The sequence below is a fragment of the Nocardioides sp. HB32 genome (assembly GCF_054058995.1).
This window is the reverse complement of the sequence record NZ_JBSSBS010000001.1, coordinates 362,959-385,203: the sequence shown is the minus strand read 5'-3', so window position 1 is coordinate 385,203 and position 22,245 is coordinate 362,959. Positions and strand designations below refer to the sequence as shown.

Below are 22,245 nucleotides of genomic sequence, written 5' to 3'. Positions count from 1 at the left end.
GGAAGCGGGGTTGACGCCTCTGAAATGGGGGGAGGGTGACGGCGTGGCCGACACCGTCGCGAACTCCGCCCTGCTCGCGGTGACGGTGCACGGCCCGGCGGGCGTCGTGGACCTCGTGGTGCCGGCGGGCGCCGTCGCGGCCGACGTGGCGGCGGAGTACGCCCAGCAGACCCACGCCGGCGTCGTCCCCGACCTGCACACGCGCATCGGTACGCCGCTGGCAGGCGACGTGCCGCTGTCCCGAGCGGGTGTCACGACCGGGGACCTGCTGGTGGCGACGACGGGAGCGCCGCGGCCGGCGAGCCGGCGCGCGGCGACACACCGCTCCGCGGCCGGCACCGATCCGGCCGTGGGCCTGGCCGGCCTCTGGTTCCTGGTCGCCGCGCTGGCCGCCGGCCTCGCCGGCTGGTGTGCGACGGTGTCCGACGGCGGGCTGCGTACAGCGGCGCTGCTGACCCTGGTCGCGGGGGCGGTGATCGGCGTGCTGCCGGTGGGCCGGCTCGTGGAGCTCCGCGCGGTCGCGGCCCCTGCCTTCGGCGCGGCCGCGGCGTTCGCGCTGCTGTGGGACCCGCAGCCCGTGCGGCTGCCGATGCTGCTCGGCGTCGCCGGCCTCGCGGCCGCCCTGGTGGCGGCCGTCGGCCGCGCCCTGGACGAGCGGTCGGAGGAGGCGCTCCGCGTCTGGATCGTCGGCGGCGCCGGGCTGTTCCTCCTCGCCGGCCTCTGCACACTGGCCGGTGCCCCGCCCCGACTCGCCTGGGCCCTGGTGCTGATGGCCGCGGTGCTGGCCGCCCGGTTCGTGCCCGGGCTGGCGGTCGACGTCCCGGACCAGTACCTCATCGACCTCGAGCGGCTCGCGGTCACCGCGTGGTCCGCACGCGCGCAGCCGCCGGGCAAGCGGGGACGCTCGGTCGTCCCGCTCGGGGCCGTCGCGGTCGTCGCGGGCCGGGCCACGCGGGTCGTCACCGCGGCGGCCGCCGCCGTGCTGGTGCTGGCCCTGGGCGCCGCGCCGCTGCTGCTGACGACCGCGACGTTGCCCGTGGACCGGGTCGGCGCGCGGCTGATGGTCTTCTTCGCCGGTGCCGCGCTGCTGCTCGCGGGACGGAGCTATCGCCACCGCGCGGCCCGCGCCGAGCTGCGGGCCGCGGGCATCGGCTGCTGGGTCGCGCTGGCCGTCCTGCTGGTGCGGCTGCTGGAGCCGAACGCCCTGCTGTGGATGGCGATCGGGTCGATCGCGCTGGCGATCCTGATGGTGGTCGTGGCGGTCGCGGTGGGTCGCGGCTGGCGGTCGGCGTGGTGGTCGCGGAGGGCCGAGGTGGCCGAAGGGCTGGCGGGTGCGTTCGCCCTCGCGTCGCTGGTCGTCGCGACCGGATGGTTCCGCCAGCTGTGGGAGATCGCGAGCCTGTGGGAACTGAGCTCTTGAGGTTTAGGTCACAGGGCCCCGGGTAATCGCAGGTGGTCCGGCTCGGAGGACACCTTGCCGGATCGCCATACAGCACACGAGATTCTCGAGCGGCGACAGGCCGCCACGGGGGAAGGAGTTGGCGACATGTCGCAAGGCGCACCGGAGATGGGACAGGGCGAACGCACACTCACCCGAGCCGCAGGGCTCGTGGCGGATGCCAAGTCCGACTTCGACTCGATGAGCCGCACCCTCGATGGCCAGATCCAGGGCCTCCAGGGCAAGTGGGCCGGAGCCGGCGGGAGCGCGGTTCTTCGCGCTGCACCAGGCCTGGACCGAGAAGCAGACCGTGATCACGAACGCGCTCAACGAGTTCGAGGCGTCGCTGACGTCCACCGAGCGGGACAACATGAGCACCGACGAGACCCAGTCCTCGTCCTACAACCGCTTCGCCGGCCGGCTCGGCTGACGCGAAGCGTCACGACCTACTCGGGAATAAGGAGTGACAGAGATGAGCCTCGACGGACTTCGCGTCAACCACGCGGGCCTGGACACGGCGGCCGAGGACCTCGGCCGCACCGTCAAGCAGATCGACGACCGCCTCAACCGTCTGGAGTCCGAGCTGGCGCCGCTGCGCAGCGACTGGACCGGTAACGCCCAGCAGGCGTACCAGACCGCGAAGGCGAAGTGGGACGCCGCGATGCAGGAGATGAAGACGCTCCTCGCGGAGACGGGCACCACGGTCTCGCAGTCGAACCAGGAGTACATGGCCGCCGACCAGCGCGGCGCCGCGTCGTTCGACATCTGACGCAGCCAGGCATCCGGGGGGTCGGCGCGCGGGCGCCGGCCCCTTTCGTGATCGGTGGAGCGCGACCTGAAGGGGGACGGCATGACCCAGGCGCCGGTGCAGTCGGGGCTGATCCGGGTGACCGTGGCATCCGGCACCCGCCGGGTCGACCTGGTCCTGCCCGGAGCCGTGCCCGTCGCCGAGCTCGTGCCCGAGCTGGCTCGCAGCGTCGGGCTCCTGGACCCGGGCACGGTGTACGGCGGCTACCGGCTCGTCACCGCCGAGGGCCGCCAGCTCGCGACCGATGCCGGCCTGATCCTCCAGGGAGTCGAGGACGGCAGCCTGATCACCGTCGCCGCCCGCGTCGACGACCGGCCGCCGCGCGTGTACGACGACGTCGTCGAGGCGATGACCGACGTGGTCGAGCACGACCTCACGCCGTGGCAGCCGGCCAGCGGTCGCCGTACCGCCCTCACCGCCGCGGGCCTGCTGATGGCGCTCGGCGCCGTCGCCCTGCTCATCCAGCGCGGCTCGCTGCTCGCCGGGGTGGCCGCCGCGGTGGTCGCCGCGGCCCTCGTCACCGGCGCGATCGTGCTGTCCCGCGCGCAGCGCGACGCCGAGGCGGCGGTCGCCGTCGCGTGGATGGCGTCGTTGTACGCCGCGGTCGCCGGGCTGATGCTGGTGACCGACGAGCCGTTCTTCGGGGCGCCGGTCGCCGTCGCGGGCGGCGGTGCCATGGTGGCCGGGTTCGCGTGCCTCCTCGGGCTCGGCGAGGGTCGCGCCCTGGTCATCCCGCCGGTCGTCGTGGGCGCTATCTTCCTCGCCACCGGACTCGTCATGCAGGCCGCGGAGTTCGACCCGGCCGTGGTCCTCACCATCGTGCTGGTGCTCGTGGTGATCGCGGGGAGCCTGCTGCCGTGGCTGGCACTCGGCGCGACCAGCACGTCGGTCGACCAGCTCTACAGCACCGCCGACATCACCGCCGAGCCCCGGCCGGTCGACCCGGACCGGGTGAGTGCCGACGCGAAGGTGGCCCACGAGATCCTGGTCTCGGTCTCGGGGACCGTCGGCCTCCTGCTCGCGCTGATCGCCCCGCTCGCCGTCTCGCTCGGCCTCGCCGGCGCCGTCCTGGGCGTCCTCTGCTGCCTGGTGGTGATGCTGCGGACCCGCCAGTACCGCACCCGCTCCGAGGTCCTCGTCGGCCTGGTCTCCGGCATCGTCGGGCTGCTCTCGGTCGGCGTCTCGACCCTCTGGCTGCACCCGGACTGGCGACCGACCGTGGCGGTCGTGCTCGCCGCGAGCGGCGCCGTGCTGCTCGCCGTGACCATGCTCCCGAGCGCACCGTCCGTGCGTCGCGGCCGGCTCGGCGACGTCGCCGAGTCCCTGGCACTGCTGCTCCTGCTGCCGACCCTGGTCATCGCGGTCGGCGTGTTCGCCGCCATCCGGGGCTGAGGTCCGTGGCCACGAAGAAGGACCTGGTCGAGGCGTACTCGTTCAGCCGGCGCCGGCTGGTCACCGCCTTCGTCTCCGGCGCTCCCGGCGGCCGGGAGGTCGAGCCCGCGCGACCCGGCCGGACCATCGTCGGCGGCATCGCGCTCGCCGTCCTGCTCGCCGCCGGCGCCGCCATCGCCGGCGTCTTCGCGCCCCGCACCCCCGACGACTGGAACCAGCCGGGGCTGGTCATCTCCAAGGAGACCGGCGCGGCGTACGTCATCCTCGAGTCCGACCCGGACGAGCTGCGGCCCGTCATCAACACCACCTCCGCGAAGCTGATCCTCGGCGAGGACTCGGAGCCGACGCTGATCTCCCAGGACACCATCGACGACCAGCGGATCGGCGACGACATCGGCATCTTCGGGGCGCCGGCGAGCGTGCCGACCGCCTCGCTCCTCATCAACAGCGGCTGGACCGCCTGCACCGGTGACGACCGCGGCATCGCCGTACGCGTCGCCGACCAGCCCGACGTCACCGCGGCCACCGGGCAGGGGGTCACGGTCACCAGCCACGGACAGCTGTTCGTCGTCGCGACCGGGGCGGACGGCAGCGGCCACCTCTTCCCGGTCCCGCGGCAGAGGGCGCCGGGCATCGACCAGACCGACGTGCTGCTGTCGCAGGTGCAGATGCCCGACCACACGAACGCCGTGCACGTGCCGCGCCAGTGGCTGACCCTCTTCCCGGTCGCTGCGCCGCTGGACTGGAGCTCGTTCGACCTCGACCGCTTCGGCGAGGCCCCGGAGGAGCGGCTGCCCGGTGACGCGGCGGCCGCGAACGTCGGCGACCTGCTGGAGACCGGCGACGGCGACCGCCTCCTCGTCGCCTACGACGGGCCGGTCCCGCTCACCGACTTCGCGGCCTACGTCTACGCCAACATCGTGCTCCCCGACCAGCGGCTCGCGAAGGTGGTCGACGTCGACCGGGCGCCCAGCGTCGGGTTCGGCGACGACGGGTTCCTGCGCGACACGGGCTGGCCCGCCGAGCCCCCCGAGCCGCTCAGCACCGACCCCTGCGTGCAGCTGACCGCGGCCCACGGCCAGGCACCGGTCGCGCAGCTGGTCGACCCCGGCGAGGACTCGGCCGTGTCCGCCGACGTCCCCGAGGGAGTGCCCGACCCGCTCGTCGACCCGGGCCGCGGCGCCTACGTGCTCTCGGGTGGCTGGTCCGGCCAGGCCGCCGGCGCGACGCCGTACCTCATCGACGCGAAGGGCCGCGCCGACCCGCTGGTCGGGACCGGTGCCGCCACGCAGCTGGGGTACGCCGGCGTCGAGGCCCCGGTCGTGCCGGACAGCTGGGTCGAGCTGTTCCGGTGCGGCGTGCAGCTCTCGCAGGAGCGGGCGCTCCAGGAGCCGAGCGACAAGGACTCGACGTGCGCCTGACCGTCGTCGTACTCGGCGCGGCCACCGGCCTCAGCCTGCTGGTGGCGGCACCCGCGGTCGCCGACGACAACCCGCTCTGCTCCTCGGTGCAGGCCACCAGCCCGCCCGGCACCGTCACCCTGGAGAACGCGCCGTTCGGGCAGCTGGAGATCCACCGGACGCAGGTGCTCGTGGCCCACGACGCGCCGAAGGACCGGCCGGTCCGGGTCGCGGTGCTCGACTCGGGCGTCGACGACGCGAGGATCCCGGTGGCGGAGCGCCACACGGTCACCGGGCGGACCGCGGTCACCTACTACCACGGCACCGCCGTGGCCGGGCTGATCGCGGGGCCGCTGGGCATCGCGCCGGACGCGGACGTCGTGGACGTGCGGGTCTACGACGACGAGGACGGGGACCGGGGCGCGCAGGTCGAGCCCGATGCGCTCGCGGACGGCCTGGACTGGGTCGCGGCGAACGCCGGCCGCCTGAACATCAAGGTCGCGAACGTCTCGCTCGCGGTCGACCCCTCGGACCGACTGGAGCGCGCGGTCCGCAGGGTCCGCGCCGCCGGGGTGGTGCTGGTCGCGGCCTCGGGCAACCGGCCGCAGCAGGGCGACGCCTTCGACGACCGGTTCTCCGACGACCAGGCCTCGCCGGACGAGGACGCGGCCGGCGTCCTGTACCCGACCAGCTACCCGGGCGTCGTCAGCGCCTCCTCGACGGCCGACGGCGCGGACGGGACCGACGTGACGCAGTACGTCCTGCAGAACAGCCACACGACGGTCGCCGTACCGACGTACGACGCGGTGTCCGTGGGCCTCGACCACCGGCCGTGCGTCCTCGAGCCGCCGGCGACGTCCTGGGCCGCCGCCGAGGTGAGCGGCGTGCTGGCGCTGGTGGCGCAGCTCTACCCGGACGACACCGCCCAGCAGCTCGTCGCCCGGCTGGTCGAGACCGCGAACGGCACCCCCGACGACCCCACGCCGCTGATCGGCGCCGGCGTGGTGCAGCCCTACGAGGCGCTCACGCGTCCGCTCGACCCGTCGCGGTCGGGGAAGGTCGAGCGGCCGCTCGCCGAGGAGCCGGAGTCCGCCCCGGCCGCGGCGCCCCAGCCGGCGACGGACCTGCTCGCGGACACCCGCGACGACGCGGTCTGGTGGGGGCTGATCGGCGGCGGCGTGCTGGTGGTGGCGCTGCTGCTGCGCCCGGTCATCGCGCGTAGGCGCCCGTAGCCCAGGTCCGCCGGCAGCGTGGCCGAGCTCCGCCCGGCGGTCGCCGGGCGCCGCACGACACGTGCGGCGCCGGGTGAGTGGCGGAGGTAGGGGGATTCGAACCCCCGAGGGCGTTAACCCAACCCGCTTTCCAAGCGAGCGCCATAGGCCACTAGGCGATACCTCCGCGGAGGAGGCTACCGGTCCGGCTTCGGGGCCGCGAAATCGGCCGGCGCCGCTTTGGAGCGTGGAACGCGCCTCACCTACACTCGTCCGCAACCCCCCGTGTGGCGGCACCTCGCCCAACTCCCCCAGGGCCGGAAGGCAGCAAGGGCAAGCGAGCTCTGTCGGGTGCGCGGGGGGCCTTTTCATGTCCGGCCCACGCCCACCCGCTGCCGCGCTACCGGCTGTCGGAGCAGGTGGTTAGGGTTCATGCGTGGAGTCACCCCTCGCGCTGTACCGCCGCTACCGGCCGGAGACGTTCGCCGAGGTCATCGGCCAGGACCACGTCACCTCGCCGCTGCGCGCCGCGCTCGCGAACAACCGGGTCAACCACGCCTACCTCTTCTCGGGGCCGCGCGGCTGCGGCAAGACCACCAGTGCCCGGATCCTGGCCCGCGCGCTGAACTGCGAGCAGGCGCCGATCGCGGACCCCTGCGGCGAGTGCGACAGCTGCCACGACCTGGCCCGCGGCGGGCCGGGCTCGATCGACGTGATCGAGATCGACGCGGCCTCGCACGGTGGCGTCGACGACGCGCGGGACCTGCGCGAGAAGGCGTTCTTCGCGCCGGTGCGCAGCAAGTACAAGGTCTACATCATCGACGAGGCCCACATGGTCACCACGCAGGGCTTCAACGCCCTGCTCAAGCTCGTCGAGGAGCCGCCCCCGCACCTGCGGTTCATCTTCGCCACCACCGAGCCCGACAAGGTGCTGCCGACCATCCGGTCCCGCACGCACCACTACCCGTTCCGGCTGATCCCGCCGCGGCTGCTGTCGTCGTACCTCTCCGAGCTGTGCGAGAAGGAGGGCGTCGCGATCGAGCCGGCCGCGGTGCCGCTGGTCGTGCGCGCCGGCGCCGGCTCGGCCCGCGACACCCTCTCCGTGCTCGACCAGCTGCTCGGCGGCGCCGGTCCCGACGGGGTGACGCACGAGCTGGCGACGGGCCTGCTCGGCTACACGCCGGACACCCTCCTGGACGAGGTCGTGGACGCGTTCGCGGCCGGTGACGGCGCGGCCGTCTTCGGGGTCGTCGACAAGGTGATCGAGACCGGCCAGGACCCGCGGCGCTTCACCGAGGACCTGCTGCGCCGGCTGCGCGACCTGGTCATCGTCGCCGCCGTCCCCGACGCGCCCGCCACCGGGCTGATCGACGTGTCCGAGGACCAGGGCGAGCGGCTCGTCGCCCAGGCCGCCCGGTTCGGTGCCGCCGAGCTCAGCCGCGCCGCCGACATCGCCGCCACCGGCCTGACCGAGATGCGCGGTGCCACCGCACCCCGCATGCTGCTCGAGCTGCTGTGCGCACGGATCCTGCTGCCGGGAGCGGACCACGCCACCGACGGCGTGCTCGCTCGGCTGGACCGGCTCGAGAAGCGGCTGACGATCACTGGTACGCCGACCCCCGCAGCCGCCACGCCGCCGGCGCCGCCCGCGCAGGACCGACCGGCCCCGCCGCCGGCCCGGCCGCCCGCACCGGAGCCGGAGCCCGAGCCCGTGGTGCCGGCGCAGGCAGCCGTCCCGGCGCCCGACCCCGAGCCTGAGCCCGCCCCGGAGCCCACACCCGCCCCCGAACCGGAGCCCGCCGCGCCGGCGGGCAGCCTCAGTCTGGTCGACGTACGCCGGCTCTGGCCCGACATCGTCGACGCGACCAAGATGCGCCGCCGGCTGGCCTGGATGCACCTCACCCAGAACTGCCAGGTCGTCGCGGTCGACGCCACCACGCTCACGCTCGGCTTCGCGAACGCCGGCGCCCGCGACTCGTTCGTGAGCGGCGGCTGCGACGAGGTGCTGCACCAGGCCGCGATCGACGTGGTCGGCGCCGCCTGGAAGATCGAGACGATCGTCGACCCGGGCGCCCAGCCCGAGGGCACGCCGACGGTCACCCGGTCCGCCGTGCCCGAGCCGGAGGCGGAGTCCGCCGCGCAGCCCGCACCCGTGAAGGAGCAGCCGTCGCCCGACGCGAGCGCGGCCGCCCGCGACGCGATCCAGCAGACCCGGACGGCCGACGAGCAGAAGGCCGAGGCCGGCCCCGACTGGGCGGCGGCGGACGCCGACGCCCACCCCGACGACCTCGACGCCGAGCACCAGGGCATGAGCACGGCGGAGCTCCTCCAACGCGAGCTCGGCGCCCAGGTGATCGAGGAGATCCGCAACCCGTGAAAGGTGTGACCACCCCATGAGCCAGAACCCCTTCGAGGCCCTCGGCGGCGGAGGCTTCGACATGAACGCCCTGCTCCAGCAGGCCCAGCAGATGCAGGAGCAGCTCCAGGCCGCGCAGGAGCGGCTGGCGGACACGGTCGTCGACGGCACCGTCGCGGGTGGCGCGGTCACCGTGAAGGTCAGCGGCGTCGGCGAGCTGGTCGGCGTCGAGATCAGGGCGGGCGGCTTCGACGGCAGCGACCCCGACGACCTCGCGGACCTCGGCGACATGATCGTGGCGGCGTACCGCGACGCGAAGGCCCAGGCCGACGCACTCGCCGGTGAGGCGCTCGGCCCGCTGGCCGGTGGCGCAGAGGGGCTGCCCGGCATGCCCGGCCAGCTGGGCTTCTAGGACCGCCTTGTACGAAGGAATCGTCCAGGACCTCATCGACGAGCTCGGCAGGCTGCCGGGCGTCGGTCCCAAGAGCGCGCAGCGGATCGCGTTCCACCTGCTGCAGTCCGACCCGGTCGACGTACGCCGGCTCGCGGACGTGCTGCTCGAGGTCAAGGCCAAGGTCAAGTTCTGCAGCATCTGCTTCAACGTCTCCGAGGACGAGCAGTGCCGCATCTGCCGCGACCCGCGACGCGACCCGTCGGTGCTGTGCGTCGTCGAGGAGTACAAGGACGTCGTCGCGATCGAGCGGACCCGGGAGTTCCGGGGTCGCTACCACGTGCTCGGCGGCGCGATCTCGCCGATCGACGGCATCGGGCCGGACCAGCTGCGGATCCGCGAGCTGATGGTCCGGCTGTCCGACGGCACCATCACCGAGACCATCCTGGCCACCGACCCGAACCTCGAGGGCGAGGCCACCGCGACGTACCTCACGCGGATGTTGAAGCCACTCGGGTTGCGCGTGACGCGTCTGGCGAGTGGACTGCCGGTAGGTGGCGACCTGGAGTACGCCGACGAGGTGACGCTGGGCCGCGCGTTCGCAGGGAGGCGATCCGCAGATGACTGAGACCACGATCGACAACGAGACCGAGGACTTCGCGCAGCAGATCGCCGACCAGGTCGCGAGCTTCCTGGTCGCGCTGCGGGAGATCGCGCGCGAGAACGACGGCGGGCGGGCCATCTCGCTGCTGCTGCTCGAGATCAGCCAGGTGCTGCTCGCGGGCGCCCGGCTGGGGGCGCAGCGCGACTTCACGCCGATCGGTGACTACCAGCCGGACGTCGGCCCGGAGGCCGACCTGGACGCGATGCGGCTCCGGCTGGCCGACATGCTCGGCGCGGTCGACCCCTACGCCTACGTGTTCGACCCCTACGTCCCGGAGCTCGTCGTCGGCCGGCTCTCCGACGACCTCACCAGCATCGCCACGGACCTCGAGAACGGCCTGCGCCACTACCGGCTCGGCAACGTCGAGGAGGCGCTGTGGTGGTGGCAGTTCTCCTACGTCTCCTCGTGGGGCAACCTGGCCGGCGTCGCGCTCAACGCGCTGCTGTCCGTCGTCGCCCACGACCGCCTCGACACCGAGGTCGCGGACGAGGACGAGCTCCTCGAGGTCGTCGATGAGATGCTCGACGGAGACGCCGCGCCCCCTCGGTAGACTCGACGACTGGCAGGAGCGTCGATCCAGTAGGGACCAACCGTGGGCATTGTCGTCCAGAAGTACGGCGGATCGTCGGTCGCCGACCCCAGCGCGATCAAGCGGGTCGCCCGCCGGATCGTGGACGCCAAGAAGGCCGGCCACGACGTGGTCGTCGCGGTATCGGCGATGGGCGACACGACCGATGAGCTCATCGACAAGGCGCAGGCGGTCAGCCCGGCGCCGCCCGCCCGCGAGCTCGACATGCTGCTCACCGCGGGCGAGCGGATCTCGATGGCGCTGGTCGCGATGGCGATCTCCGACCTGGGCTACAGCGCCCGATCGTTCACCGGCTCCCAGGCCGGCGTGATCACCGACTCGGTGCACGGCAGGGCCAAGATCATCGACGTGACGCCCGGCCGGATCGAGTCGGCGATCGCCGAGGGACACATCGTGATCGTCGCCGGCTTCCAGGGCGTCTCCCAGGACACCAAGGAGATCACCACGCTCGGCCGCGGCGGCACGGACACGACCGCGGTCGCGCTGGCCGCGGCCCTCGGCGCCGAGGTCTGCGAGATCTACACCGACGTCGACGGCGTCTTCACCGCCGACCCGCGGATCGTGCCGGCGGCGCGCAAGCTCGACCGCGTGGCGACCGAGGAGATGCTGGAGATGGCGGCCTCCGGCGCGAAGATCCTGCACCTGCGGTGCGTCGAGTACGCCCGCCGTTACGACATCCCGATCCACGTGCGGTCCTCGTTCTCCCACAAGGAGGGGACCTGGGTCATCCCGGACAGCCAGGCAGGAGAGGTCCAGATGGAGCAGGCGATCATCGCCGGCGTCGCCCACGACCGGAGCGAGGCCAAGATCACCGTCGTCGGGGTGCCCGACAAGGTGGGTGAGGCGGCCCGCATCTTCGAGGCGCTCGCCGCGACCGAGGTCAACATCGACATGGTCGTCCAGAACGTGTCGGCCGCTGCCACCGGGCTGACCGACATCTCGTTCACGCTGCCGCGTGCCGACGGTCAGGCAGCCATGGGCGCACTGGCGCGGATCCAGGACGAGGTCGGCTACGACAAGCTCCTGTACGACGACCAGATCGGGAAGGTGTCGCTGATCGGCGCCGGCATGAGGTCGCACCCGGGCATCACCGCGAAGTTCTTCGCCTCCCTGGCGTCCGCGGGCGTGAACATCGAGATGATCTCTACCTCCGAGATCCGGATCTCGGTCATCGTCGACGAGGCGCAGGTCGACGACGCGGTCCGCGCGACGCACACGGCCTTCGACCTGGATGCCGCCGAGGTCGAGGCGGTCGTGTACGGCGGGACCGGGCGATGAGCGGCCGGACCCTCGACGTCGGCGTCGTCGGCGCCACCGGCCAGGTCGGCGTCGCGATGCGCCAGATCCTCGAGGAGCGTGGATTCCCGGTCGGCCAGGTGCGCTTCTTCGCCTCCGCCAGGTCTGCCGGCACCGTCCTGCCGTTCGCGGGCCGGGAGATCACCGTCGAGGACGCGTCGACCGCCGACCCGAGCGGGCTGGACGTCGCGCTGTTCTCCGCCGGCGCCAGCACCTCCAGGGCCCTGGTGCCGAGGTTCGTCGACGCCGGCGTGGTCGTGGTGGACAACTCCAGCGCGTTCCGCAAGGACCCCGCGATCCCGCTGGTGGTCGCCGAGGTCAACCCGGAGGCCGCGCGGGCCGTGCTCGATGCCGGCCGGGGCATCATCGCCAACCCGAACTGCACCACGATGGCCGCGATGCCGGTGCTCAAGCCGCTGCACGACGAGGCGGGCCTGGTCCGCCTGATCGCCTCGACCTACCAGGCCGTGTCGGGCTCCGGGGTCGCCGGCGTCGAGGAGCTGGCCACCCAGGTCGCTGCGGCCGGCGACAAGGCGCGGGAGCTCGCCTACGACGGCGAGGCGGTCGCCTTCCCCGAGCCGGTCATCTACGCGCGGAACATCGCCTACAACGTGCTCCCGTTCGCGGGCTCGATCGTCGACGACGGCCAGTTCGAGACCGACGAAGGAGCAGAAGCTCCGCAACGAGTCCCGCAAGATCCTCGGCATCCCCGACCTGCGGGTCTCCGGCACCTGTGTCCGGGTCCCCGTGTTCACCGGCCACTCGCTGTCGCTGAACGTCGAGTTCGCGCGCCCGCTCTCGGTGGCGCGCGCGCTCGAGCTGCTCGGAGACGCCCCGGGGGTGGAGGTCACCGACATCCCGAACCCGCTGCTCGCCGCGGGCAAGGACCCGTCGTACGTCGGTCGGGTCCGCCAGGACGGCGATCGCGGGCTCGCGCTGTTCGTCTCGAACGACAACCTGCGCAAGGGCGCCGCTCTCAACACCGTGCAGATCGCGGAGCTGCTGGCCGGGCGGTAGGCGCCCGTCAGTCCCGGGGTGGCTCGACGAAGGTGCGCGTCACCCAGTGCGCGACGCCGAAGGTGAGCGCGCAGATCAGCGGCACGACCACGACCATGGAGCGGTCCAGCAGGTGGTCGACGAGCACGAGCAGGGCGATCACGACCGCGAGGCCGAGGCCGAGGAAGCTGGTGCTCGCCGGATCGGGCACGCGCAGCAGCCTCAGCAGCAGCCAGCCCACCAGCACCAGGACGACGAGGATCAGGCCGAGCATGGGGTAGCCGACGTCCCCGCACGACGAGGTGCCCTGGACGCGCTCGCAGGAGCGCAGCGAGGCCCAGGTCAGGCCGACGATGCCCAGGCCGACCACGAGGCCGGTGAGCACGGCGGCGGCCATACCACCGGGCTTGCGCTCCCGTCGTGCCTTGCGGCGGGGCTCGGGCTCCGGGGCGGGCTCGATCCCCGGGTACGGCTCCGGCCTCGGATCGTCGACGACGACCGGCCGGGTCTCCTCGACGGGCGGCACCGGGACCGGCTCCGGCGCGGGTGCTGGTTCCGCGGGTGGACGCTTGCGCCGCCGCAGGCTGAGCTTCGGCAGCTCCAGCGACGGCTGGTCCTTATCGGGGTCCGCCATGTCCGGCAGTCTCCCACGGAGGACGCCTCCGGAAACGGGACAGGGCCCGGGTCCGCGATGCGGATCCGGGCCCTGCACATGGTCGGGCTGACAGGATTTGAACCTGCGGCCTCCTCGTCCCGAACGAGGCGCGCTACCAAGCTGCGCCACAGCCCGATCGGCTCACCGGAGCGAGCCGGGGGCAACCATACCCGAGCACGTCCGGCCTCCTGAAATCGGTTCAGCCCGTGGCGTCGACGAGTGTCAGGAGGGTCGCCTCGGGGCGACACGCGACGCGGATCCGGGCGTACGGGCTGGTGCCGAGCCCGGCCGACACGTGCAGCCACGAGGAGCCGGCGTCGCCGGGCCGCGACGCCGCCGGGTGCCGGTGCAGGCCCTTCGCGCGCGCCGGCTCGAGGTCGCAGTTCGTGGTCAGCGCGCCGATGCGCGGCAGGCACACCTGGCCGCCGTGGGTGTGCCCGGCCAGCACCGCGTCGTACCCGTCGGCGGCGAACCGGTCCAGCACCCGCAGGTACGGCGCGTGCGCGATCCCGAGGCGGACGTCGGCGTCCGGGTCGGCCGGTCCCGCGACGTCCTCGAGGCGGTCGTAGCCGAGGTGCGGGTCGTCCACGCCCGCGAACGCGATCCGCAGGCCGCGGACCTCGAGCGTCGTGCGGGTGTTGGTGAGGTCGGTCCAGCCGGCGTCGGTGAAGGCGCTGCGCAGCTCGCGCCAGGGGAGCTGGGGGACGTCGGTGTGCCGCCTGCCGTCGTCGGGCAGCAGGTACCGCGCCGGGTTGCGCAACGTCGGGGAGTAGTAGTCGTTCGAGCCGAGGACGAAGGCGCCGGGTGCCTGGAGCAGCTCGCCGAGCGACTCCAGCACCACCGGCACCGCGTCCCGGTGGGCGAGGTTGTCGCCGGTGTCCACGACCAGGTCCGGGCGCAGCCCGGCCAGGTCCCGGAGCCATGCCTGCTTGCGCCGCTGCCCGGGGGTCATGTGCACGTCGCTGAGGTGCAGCACCCGCAGCGACGGACTGCCCGCCGGCAGCACCGGCACGGTCACCCGGCGCAGCGTGTAGGCGCGTGACTCGGCCGCGGCGTACGCCGTCAGACCGGCACCGGCGACGAGGCCGCCGAGGGCGATGCGACGGGCGACGGCCAGGGAGCTCACCCGGGCAAGGCTAGGTCACCGGGCACAATGGCGGTCATGAGCGAGCGAAGCGAGCGAGTCATCCAGCAGGGCGGGACCTGTGCCTCAGGCGCGCACGGAGCGAAGCGAGTACGCGCATGAGTGCGCTCAAGGACCGACTCCGCGCCGACCTCACTGCCGCCATCAAGTCCCGCGACGAGGTCCGCTCCTCGACGATCCGGATGGTGCTCACCGCGATCACGAACGCCGAGGTCGCGGGCAAGGAGGCTCGCGAGCTCACCGACGACGACATCATCGGCGTGCTCTCGACCGAGGCGAAGAAGCGCCGGGAGGCGGCGACCGCGTTCGCCGACGGCGGCCGCGCCGAGATGGCCGAGAAGGAGACCGCCGAGGCCGGGGTGATCGCCGACTACCTGCCCGCGCAGCTGAGCGAGCAGGAGATCGCCGACCTCGTCACCTCCGCGATCGCCCAGACCGGCGCTGCTGGTGAGGGCATGAAGGCGATGGGCAAGGTGATGGGGATGATCCAGCCCCAGACCAAGGGCCGGGCCGACGGTGGCGCGGTCGCCGCGGAGGTACGCCGCCAGCTGGGCTGATCAGTGGCGGTGGCCGCCGCCGTTCCCGCCGCCGTTCCCGTGGCCGTGACCGCCCCCGTTGCCGCCCCCGTTGCCGCCGCCGTTGCCGCCGCCCTGGTCACCGCCACCACCGCCACCGCCGCTGTGCGTGGGCGGCGGCGGGACTCCGGTCGACTCGTAGACGGTGACGACCGAGCCGGACGGTGCCGATGAGCCGCCGGCCGGTGAGGTGTAGGCGACGGTGCCGGCCGGGCTGCTGGAGGCGGCGGTGCCCGCGTCGATCGGCGTGAAGCCGGCGTTCTTGAGGGTGCTCAGGGCCTCGGACATGGTCATCCCGGAGACCGACGGCACCGTGGTCGGCACGCCCTGGACCGCGGTGAGGTCCGGCGGCGTGAAGTCCTCGTAGTCGAGGTTGTCGTCGACGACGTGCATCGCCTGGGCCCACATCGGGCCCGCGAAGCCGGAGCCGGACACCTCGTAGATGTAGTTGCCGTGGATGGTCTGGCCGGCCAGCTCGATCGGCTTCTGGCCGTCCTTGCTGGCGCCGGCGATCATCGCGGCGGTCGCGATCTGGGGCGTGTAGCCGACGAACCACACGGACTTGCCGTCCTGGGTCGTGCCGGTCTTGCCGGCGGACGGGACGGAGAGGTTCGTGCCACCGAGGTCGTAGCCGAAGCCACCCGGCTCCTGGACGCCGCGCAGCACGTCGTTGACCGCGTCGGCGGTCGCCGGCGGCAGCGCCTGGGTGCAGTGGCCGTCGTACGTCTGGAGCTCGGTGCCGGCCGAGTCGTCGATCGAGGTGACCGGGTGGGAGTCGCAGTGCAGGCCGCGGGCGGCGAACGTCGCGTACGCCTCGGCCATCTCCAGCGGGCTGGCGTTGGCGATGCCGAGGGTGAACGTCGGCACGCGCTCGGCGCCGTACCCGTGCGAGTCGCCCTTCGGGTCGGTCAGCTCGACGCCGAGCTTCTTGGCGATCTCGAACGGCTTGCACACGCCGGTGACCCGCTCGAGCATCGCGTAGAACGTGTTCACCGACTCGCGGGTGCCGCGGTAGATGTCCATCGGGCCCGAGGAGGTCGACGTCGACACGTGCCACTCGCCGGCGAACGCAGGCTGGCCGGGACAGTTCTGGAACTCGTCCTGCGGGATGGTCATCGTGATCGGCGCGTTGAAGGTGGTGCTCAGCGGCACGCCCTGGTTCACCGCGGCCGCGAGCACGAACGGCTTGAACGTCGACCCCGCCTGGAAGCCCGCGGAGTCGCCGTACTTCGTGGGGACGGTGTAGTTCAGGAACGTCTCGCCGGCCTTCTCGTCGCGACCCATCGGGCGGGACTGGGCGAGCGCCTCGACCTTGCCGGTGCCGGGCTCGACCATCGCCATCGCGCCGACGGCCTGGTCCTCCTTGGCGACGTGGTCCCGCACGGCGTTGTCCGCCGCGACCTGGTCGTCCATGTTCAACGTGGTGTGGACGACGAGGCCGCCGGACTTGAGCAGCTTCTTGCGCTCCTCGACGGTCTTCCCCAGGGTCGGGTCGGCGAGCAGCCAGTTCACGGCGTAGTCGCAGAAGAACGGCGCCCGGGAGTTGAGGCACCCGTTCTTGGCCGGCTGCACGTGGAGCCCGAGGTCCATCTTCTTGGTCTTCTCGGCCTTGGCGTGGCTGATGACGTTCAGCTCCGCCATCCGGTCCAGGACGACGTTGCGGCGCTCGAGCGCGGCGTCCGGCGAGTTCGTCGGGTCGTAGCCGGTGGGGTTCTTCACCAAGCCGGCGAGCATCGCCGACTGGCGCAGGTCGAGGTTCTTCGCGTTGACGTTGAAGTAGTGGCGCGCCGCCGACTGGACGCCGTACGTGCCGTCGCCGAAGTAGGCGATGTTGAGGTAGCGCTCCAGGATCCAGTCCTTGGAGTAGTGCTGCTCGAACGCGATCGCGTAGCGGAGCTCGCGGAGCTTGCGGGCGTAGGTGTCGTCGGTCGCGGCCTTCTGCTCGGCCTTGGTGTTGGCCTGCGTCAGCAGCGTCATCTTCACCATCTGCTGGGTGATCGAGGAGCCACCCTGGACGACCCCGCTGTTGGCCTGGTTGGTGATCAGCGCGCGCAGCGTGCCCTTCAGGTCCAAGGCACCGTGCTGGTAGAAGCGGTAGTCCTCGATCGCGACGATCGACTTGACCATGGTCCGCGAGATCTGGTCCAGCGAGACGTTGACCCGGTTCTCGTCGTACAGCGTCGCAATGGTGTCGCCGTCCGCGTCCAGGATCTTGGTCTTCTGCGGCAGCGGGTCGGTCTCGAGCGACGCGGGCAGGTTGTCCATGGTGTCGGCCACCTGCCGGGCACCGATGCCCAGCACCCCGGCGAACGGGATGGCCAGACCGGCGACGACGACGCCCATGACGGCGGCGACGGCGACCATCACCCCGAGATGGGAGGCGATACGGCCGGCGGTCAGACGGTCGCTGGACGGCTCGGACATGGCGCCAAGGGTACGGGAGCGCCCACACCCCTACCTATTCCTAGCACAAGGTAACTAGTCAATTCGGACTATGCGGATTGGGCCGGATGTGTCTGCCCCGATGCTGAACAATTCCTTAACTTCTTTACCGAGGGGATTCATCCCGGGTAGACGTCATGGGGACGCCGCCTATCTCGGACTGATGTGGGGACATCACATGTGGGTTGAAGATTGGGCGCCTGCGGCCGCGTGCCGCGAGTCGCAGCCGGACCAGCTGTTCGTGCGTGGAGCCGAGCAGAACAAGGCCAAGCAGCTGTGCTCGGGTTGTCCCGTGCGCACCGAGTGCCTGGCCGAGGCTCTCGACAACCAGATCGAGTGGGGGGTGTGGGGCGGCATGACGGAGCGGGAGCGGCGTGCGCTCCTGCGCCGCCGCCCGGGCGCCTCCTGGCGCACGGTGCTCGAGACGGCGCGCGAGCAGGGCGCGGTCAGCGGCAAGACCGTCGCCGTCTGACCGCTCTCACGCCCCGGCGAGGAGCTGACCGATCCGGCGCAGGCCGGCCAGGTCGTGCACGTCGCCGGCCAGCGCGGGAACGACCGCCGTGGGCACCTCCGGGTGCGCCGCGGCGAACCGCTCGCGCAGGAGGGCCTCGCGCTCGACCATGCGGGTCTGGTCGGCGTGCAGCCGGAGCAGGCCGGCGGTCAGCGACCCCGGCTCGCGCTTGCGCAGCCGGGCCGACGCGGCCATCGCCTCGTCGGCCGAGAGCGTGCCCTGGGGGATCGGGCTGGCCCGGTTGACGATGAGTCCGGCGAGCGGCATCCGGTCCTCGCCGAGCCGCTCCACGAAGTACGCCGCCTCGCGGAGCGCGTCCGGCTCGGGCGCGGCCACGACGAGGAACGCCGTGCCGTCGGCCTGGAGCAGCTCGAAGGTCTTCTGCGCACGCTGCCGGAACCCGCCGAACAGCGTGTCGAACGCCGCGACGAACGTCTGCATGTCCCGGAGCACCTGGGCGCCGAGCACCTTGTTGAGCGCACCGGTGATCAGCCCGAAGCCCGCCGACATCATCCGCGCCGGCCCCTTCGCGGGCGCCAGCAGCAGCCGGATGAACCGCCCGTCGAGGAAGCTCGAGAGCCGCTCCGGTGCGTCCAGGAAGTCCAGGGCCGACCGCGACGGCGGCGTGTCCACCACGATCAGGTCGTAGCTCCCGTCGGCCTGCGCGTCGGCGTGGATCTGGCCGAGCTTCTCCATCGCCATGTACTCCTGCGTGCCCGCGAACGAGCTCGACAACGCGATGTAGAAGGGGTTCTCGAGGATCTGCTTCGCCTTCTCCGGGGTGGCCTGGCTCTCGACCACCTCGTCGAAGGTGCGCTTCATGTCGAGCATCATCGCGTCGAGGCCGCCACCCTGGCGGTTGCCCTTCGCGTTCGTGCGCAGCCCGTCGACCGGACGGGGGGTGTTGTCGAGGCGCTCGATGCCCATCGACTGCGCGAGCCGGCGTGCCGGGTCGATCGTGAGCACGACGACCTTGCGGCCGCGCTCGGCGGCGCGCAGCGCCAGCGCGGCGGACGTGGTGGTCTTGCCGACGCCGCCCGAGCCGCAGCACACGATGATCCCGGTGCCGCGGTCGTCGAGGAGCGCATCGACGTCGAGATCGGGGACGGGACCGGGGCTGGTCGCGAGCGGGCCGAAGCGGGGGCGGGACCTCTTCTGCTGGGTGCTCATGCGAGTCCCTGCTTCTTCAGGTCGGCCGCCAGCTCGTAGAGCCCGCCGAGGTCGACGCCGCCGGCCAGCCGGGGCAGCTCGTACGTCGGTCGGCCGAGCTGGGCCACGACGGCGCGCTGGGCGTCCTCGAGCGCCCGCCGCTCGGCGTGGTCGTGGGCCTCGGCGAGCAGCCCGTCGACGAGCCCGTCGGCGACGTCCACGCCGGCCTCCTCGAGGTCCGTCGCGACCCGGCTCGCGTCCAGCGTGCCGTCGCGGGCGGCCTCGAGGTCGGCAGGCGAGATGTCACGCGGACGCACCAGGTTGACGATGACGGCGCCGACCGGCAGCCCGGCCCGGGTGAGCTCGGCGATGCCGTCGGCGGTCTCCTGCACGGGCATCTCCTCGAGCACGGTCACCAGGTGCACGACGGTGCGCGGGGACCGGAACAGCGTCATGACGGTGTCCGCCTGGCTGCGGATCGGGCCGACCTTGGCGAGCCCGGCGAGCTCGTCGTTCACGTTGAGGAAGCGGGTGATCCGGCCGGTGGGAGGTGCGTCCAGCACCACGGCGTCGTAGCTGATGGCGCCCTTGTTGCGGCTGTTGCGCCGGACCGCCTCGAACACCTTGCCGGTCAGCAGCACGTCGCGTACGCCGGGGGCGATCGTGGTCGCGAACTCGATCACGCCGAACCGGTCCAGCGCCCGCCCGGCGCGACCGAGCTTGTAGTACATCGAGAGGTACTCCAGCAGGGCGGACTCCGGGTCGATGTGCAGCGCGTGCACGACCCCGGGAGGCGTCCCGTTGTGGCGGAGGCCGGTGGCGATCCGGCGCTCGGCGTACGGGAGCGGGTCGACGTCGAACATCCGCGCGATGCCCTGCCGTCCCTCCACCTCGCAGAGCAGCACCTGCTGGCCCTGGGAGGCCAGGCCCAGCGCGAGCGAGGCGGCGACCGTCGACTTGCCGGTCCCGCCCTTCCCGGTGACGACGTGCAGGCGCACGCGCGACCAGTCGGCGTCGGACGTCGGCGCAGCCATGCCCCGAGCCTAGGCGACGGCCGTGCGTCCTAGGATCACCCGCATGGACAAGGTGGTGACCTCGGCCACAGAGGCAGTGGCGGACATCCCGGACGGCGCGACGCTGTCGGTGGGCGGCTTCGGGCTCTGCGGCATCCCGTCGGTGTTGATCGACGCGCTGCTGCAGGCGGGTACGACGGGCCTGGAGGCGGTGTCGAACAACTGCGGTGTCGACGACTGGGGGCTGGGCCGGCTGCTGGGGGAGCGCCGGATCCGGCGGATGATCTCCTCCTACGTGGGGGAGAACAAGGAGTTCGCGCGGCAGTACCTCTCCGGCGAGCTGGAGGTGGAGCTGACCCCGCAGGGCACGCTGGCGGAGCGGATGCGCGCCGGCGGGTCGGGCATCCCGGCGTTCTTCACCGCGACCGGCGTCGGCACCCAGGTCGCCGACGGCGGGCTGCCGTGGCGGTACGACGACGCCGGCAACGTGGTCGTGTCGTCGCCGCCGAAGCAGACGCAGACCTTCGACACGGCCGAGGGTCCGAAGGAGTTCGTGCTCGAGCACGCGATCGTCGCGGACTTCGGGCTGGTGCGGGCGTGGAAGGGCGACCGGCACGGCAACCTCGTGTACCGGGACTCGGCGCGGAACTTCAACCCGCTGGCCGCGATGTGCGGGCGGGTCACGATCGCGGAGGTCGAGGAGCTGGTCGAGCCCGGTGAGCTGGACCCGAACCAGGTCCACACCCCGGGGGTGTTCGTGCAGCGCGTCGTGCCCCTGACCCCGGAGCAGGCCGCGGACAAGCGGATCGAGAAGAGGACTGTGAGGACCCGCGCATGAGCTGGTCGCGTGAGGAGATGGCCGCGCGGGCGGCCTCGGAGCTGTCGGACGGGTCGTACGTCAACCTGGGGATCGGACTGCCGACGCTGGTGCCGAACTACGTCGGTGACGACGTGGAGCTGGTGCTGCAGTCGGAGAACGGGATCCTGGGCGTGGGTGCCTACCCCTGGGAGGGGGAGGAGGACCCGGACCTGATCAATGCCGGCAAGGAGACCGTCACGCTGCGGCGTGGGGCGTCGTTCTTCGACTCCGCCACCAGCTTCGGGATGATCCGCGGCGGCAAGATCGACGCCGCGATCCTCGGCGCGATGCAGGTGAGCAGGGCCGGTGACATCGCGAACTGGATGATCCCCGGGAAGATGGTCAAGGGCATGGGCGGCGCGATGGACCTGGTCCACGGCGCCAAGCGGGTGATCGTGCTGATGGAGCACGTCGCCAAGGACGGCTCGTACAAGATCGTCGAGGAGTGCTCGCTGCCCTACACCGGCCGCGGCGTGGTGCAGCGGATCATCACCGACCTCTGCGTCATCGACGTCACCTCCGAGGGGTTGCGCCTCGTCGAGCTCGCGCCCGGGGTCACTGAGGACGAGGTCCGCGAGAAGACCGAGCCCGAGCTGGCCTGATGCGGATCGCGGTCGCGGGCGGCACCGGCGTCGTGGGGCACCACGCCGTCGAGGTGGCGCGCGAGCGCGGCCACGAGGTCGTCGTCCTGACCCGGTCGGCGGGAGCGGACCTGACCACCGGCGAGGGGGTCGCCGATCGGTTCGCCGGGGTCACCGCGGTCATCGACGCGACCAACGTCCGCTCGCAGCGGCGGGCCGCCGCCGAGGCGTTCTTCGCCGGCGTGACGCGCACCCTCCTCACGGCCGGACGGGACGCAGGAGTCGGCCACCACGTCGTGCTCTCGATCGTCGGGATCGACGACGTGGACAGTGGCTACTACGCCGGCAAGCGGCTCCAGGAGCGGGTCGCCGCCGAGGGCGGGGTGCCGTGGAGCGTGCTGCGGGCGACGCAGTTCCACGAGTTCGCCCAGCAGGCGCTCAGCTTCGCGCGGCTCGGCCGCTTCTCGCTGGTACCGCGGATGCTCAGCCAGCCCGTGGCGGCCCGCGAGGTGGGCGCGGCACTGGTCGACCTGGCGACGGGGGACGCTGTCGGCCGGGCGCCGGACCTCGCCGGGCCGGAGGTGCACCAGATGGTCGACCTCGCGCGCCGGGTGGCGGAGCGGGACGGGCGGCGCGTCGTACCCGTGCGGCTGCCCGGGAGGGCCGGCGCCGCGATGCGGTCCGGCGCACTGCTGCCACGCGGGGACGGCCCGCGCGGCCGGATCACGTTCGACGAGTGGCTGGCATCGCGATGAGCGATGAGTTCGGCCGGGAG

General features: G+C 72.6%; 21 protein-coding genes, 2 tRNA genes, 1 other RNA gene and 1 pseudogene. 18 read left to right on the top strand and 7 right to left on the bottom strand.

The features are described from left to right. The first annotated feature begins 43 nt into the window (after window positions 1-43). The 6 genes from ACVW2K_RS02040 to ACVW2K_RS02015 all read left to right on the top strand — a co-directional run bounded on the left by ACVW2K_RS02040 (window position 44) and on the right by ACVW2K_RS02015 (window position 6,270). Window positions 44-1,420, top strand: coding sequence for a hypothetical protein (locus tag ACVW2K_RS02040; protein ID WP_457201341.1), 1,377 nt, complete (start codon window positions 44-46; stop codon window positions 1,418-1,420). A 235-nt stretch (window positions 1,421-1,655) separates the two neighbouring features. Next, on the top strand, window positions 1,656-1,868 hold the full coding sequence (locus ACVW2K_RS02035) for a hypothetical protein (protein WP_457201340.1): 213 nt from the start codon (window positions 1,656-1,658) through the stop codon (window positions 1,866-1,868). Between the two features lie 42 nt (window positions 1,869-1,910). Then, window positions 1,911-2,207, top strand: coding sequence for a WXG100 family type VII secretion target (locus tag ACVW2K_RS02030; RefSeq protein ID WP_028638665.1), 297 nt, complete (start codon window positions 1,911-1,913; stop codon window positions 2,205-2,207). An 81-nt stretch (window positions 2,208-2,288) separates the two neighbouring features. After that, the gene (gene eccD / locus ACVW2K_RS02025) at window positions 2,289-3,638 is read left to right on the top strand and encodes a type VII secretion integral membrane protein EccD (RefSeq protein ID WP_457201339.1); all 1,350 of its coding nucleotides are present in this window, start codon (window positions 2,289-2,291) and stop codon (window positions 3,636-3,638) included. Between the two features lie 5 nt (window positions 3,639-3,643). After that, entirely contained in the window at window positions 3,644-5,059 is a 1,416-nt protein-coding gene (locus ACVW2K_RS02020) for a type VII secretion protein EccB (RefSeq protein WP_457201338.1), read from the top strand. Next, window positions 5,050-6,270: a S8 family serine peptidase gene (locus ACVW2K_RS02015; RefSeq protein WP_457201337.1), complete on the top strand. Its 1,221-nt coding sequence runs from the start codon at window positions 5,050-5,052 to the stop codon at window positions 6,268-6,270. The genes ACVW2K_RS02020 and ACVW2K_RS02015 overlap by 10 nt, the downstream gene beginning before the upstream one ends. Window positions 6,271-6,348: 78 nt before the next feature. On the opposite strand, the gene ACVW2K_RS02010 is transcribed toward ACVW2K_RS02015, so the two are convergent. After that, window positions 6,349-6,436, bottom strand: a tRNA-Ser gene (locus ACVW2K_RS02010). Between the two features lie 90 nt (window positions 6,437-6,526). Here ACVW2K_RS02010 and ffs point away from each other — a divergent pair. The 7 genes and pseudogenes from ffs (at window position 6,527) to ACVW2K_RS01975 (ending at window position 12,562) form a co-directional block, all read left to right on the top strand. After that, an RNA gene (ffs, locus tag ACVW2K_RS02005) (signal recognition particle sRNA small type) lies at window positions 6,527-6,617 on the top strand. 68 nt (window positions 6,618-6,685) lie between these two features. Then, a complete protein-coding gene (locus ACVW2K_RS02000) occupies window positions 6,686-8,626 on the top strand; it encodes a DNA polymerase III subunit gamma and tau (protein ID WP_457201336.1) in 1,941 nt (646 codons plus the stop codon). Between the two features lie 16 nt (window positions 8,627-8,642). Beyond that, window positions 8,643-9,017, top strand: a complete 375-nt coding sequence (locus tag ACVW2K_RS01995; RefSeq protein ID WP_028638670.1) for a YbaB/EbfC family nucleoid-associated protein — start codon at window positions 8,643-8,645, stop codon at window positions 9,015-9,017. 7 nt (window positions 9,018-9,024) lie between these two features. Continuing rightward, window positions 9,025-9,624 carry a recombination mediator RecR gene (gene recR / locus ACVW2K_RS01990; protein WP_028638671.1) on the top strand — a complete coding sequence of 200 codons (600 nt, stop codon included), beginning with the start codon at window positions 9,025-9,027 and terminating at the stop codon, window positions 9,622-9,624. After that, entirely contained in the window at window positions 9,617-10,210 is a 594-nt protein-coding gene (locus ACVW2K_RS01985) for a DUF5063 domain-containing protein (RefSeq protein WP_457201335.1), read from the top strand. The genes recR and ACVW2K_RS01985 overlap by 8 nt, the downstream gene beginning before the upstream one ends. Before the next feature lie 42 nt (window positions 10,211-10,252). Then, window positions 10,253-11,527: an aspartate kinase gene (locus ACVW2K_RS01980; protein WP_028638673.1), complete on the top strand. Its 1,275-nt coding sequence runs from the start codon at window positions 10,253-10,255 to the stop codon at window positions 11,525-11,527. Continuing rightward, window positions 11,524-12,562, top strand: a pseudogene (locus ACVW2K_RS01975) (aspartate-semialdehyde dehydrogenase). The gene ACVW2K_RS01980 and the pseudogene ACVW2K_RS01975 overlap by 4 nt, the downstream one beginning before the upstream one ends. A 7-nt stretch (window positions 12,563-12,569) precedes the next feature. Here ACVW2K_RS01975 and ACVW2K_RS01970 read toward each other — a convergent pair. The 3 genes from ACVW2K_RS01970 to ACVW2K_RS01960 form a co-directional block, all read right to left on the bottom strand. Continuing rightward, complete coding sequence (locus ACVW2K_RS01970; protein WP_457201334.1) at window positions 12,570-13,175, bottom strand: hypothetical protein; 606 nt, start codon at window positions 13,173-13,175, stop codon at window positions 12,570-12,572. A 79-nt stretch (window positions 13,176-13,254) separates the two neighbouring features. Continuing rightward, window positions 13,255-13,331 (bottom strand) — tRNA-Pro (locus ACVW2K_RS01965). A gap of 64 nt (window positions 13,332-13,395) precedes the next feature. Then, the gene (locus ACVW2K_RS01960; protein WP_457201333.1) at window positions 13,396-14,322 is read right to left on the bottom strand and encodes a metallophosphoesterase; all 927 of its coding nucleotides are present in this window, start codon (window positions 14,320-14,322) and stop codon (window positions 13,396-13,398) included. A gap of 116 nt (window positions 14,323-14,438) precedes the next feature. On the opposite strand from ACVW2K_RS01960, the gene ACVW2K_RS01955 reads away from it, so the two are divergent. Next, window positions 14,439-14,897, top strand: coding sequence for a GatB/YqeY domain-containing protein (locus ACVW2K_RS01955; protein WP_028638677.1), 459 nt, complete (start codon window positions 14,439-14,441; stop codon window positions 14,895-14,897). On the opposite strand, the gene ACVW2K_RS01950 is transcribed toward ACVW2K_RS01955, so the two are convergent. Next, a complete protein-coding gene (locus ACVW2K_RS01950; RefSeq protein ID WP_457201332.1) occupies window positions 14,898-17,339 on the bottom strand; it encodes a penicillin-binding protein in 2,442 nt (813 codons plus the stop codon). Window positions 17,340-17,535: 196 nt separating this feature from the next. On the opposite strand from ACVW2K_RS01950, the gene ACVW2K_RS01945 reads away from it, so the two are divergent. Next, window positions 17,536-17,829 (top strand): WhiB family transcriptional regulator, encoded by a 294-nt coding sequence (locus ACVW2K_RS01945; RefSeq protein ID WP_028638679.1) that lies wholly within the window; start codon window positions 17,536-17,538, stop codon window positions 17,827-17,829. A 6-nt stretch (window positions 17,830-17,835) separates the two neighbouring features. On the opposite strand, the gene ACVW2K_RS01940 is transcribed toward ACVW2K_RS01945, so the two are convergent. Further along, window positions 17,836-19,038: an ArsA family ATPase gene (locus ACVW2K_RS01940; RefSeq protein ID WP_028638680.1), complete on the bottom strand. Its 1,203-nt coding sequence runs from the start codon at window positions 19,036-19,038 to the stop codon at window positions 17,836-17,838. Further along, complete coding sequence (locus ACVW2K_RS01935) at window positions 19,035-20,051, bottom strand: ArsA family ATPase (RefSeq protein WP_051549453.1); 1,017 nt, start codon at window positions 20,049-20,051, stop codon at window positions 19,035-19,037. The genes ACVW2K_RS01940 and ACVW2K_RS01935 overlap by 4 nt, the downstream gene beginning before the upstream one ends. A 43-nt stretch (window positions 20,052-20,094) precedes the next feature. On the opposite strand from ACVW2K_RS01935, the gene ACVW2K_RS01930 reads away from it, so the two are divergent. Genes ACVW2K_RS01930 through ACVW2K_RS01920 form a run of 3 tightly spaced genes read left to right on the top strand, consistent with a single transcriptional unit; the run spans window position 20,095 to window position 22,225 of the window. After that, the gene (locus ACVW2K_RS01930) at window positions 20,095-20,868 is read left to right on the top strand and encodes a CoA transferase subunit A (protein WP_457201331.1); all 774 of its coding nucleotides are present in this window, start codon (window positions 20,095-20,097) and stop codon (window positions 20,866-20,868) included. Then, the gene (locus tag ACVW2K_RS01925; protein WP_457201330.1) at window positions 20,865-21,491 is read left to right on the top strand and encodes a CoA transferase subunit B; all 627 of its coding nucleotides are present in this window, start codon (window positions 20,865-20,867) and stop codon (window positions 21,489-21,491) included. Before ACVW2K_RS01930 ends, ACVW2K_RS01925 begins: the two co-directional genes overlap by 4 nt. Then, window positions 21,491-22,225: an SDR family oxidoreductase gene (locus tag ACVW2K_RS01920; RefSeq protein WP_457201329.1), complete on the top strand. Its 735-nt coding sequence runs from the start codon at window positions 21,491-21,493 to the stop codon at window positions 22,223-22,225. Before ACVW2K_RS01925 ends, ACVW2K_RS01920 begins: the two co-directional genes overlap by 1 nt. Window positions 22,226-22,245: the final 20 nt, after the last annotated feature.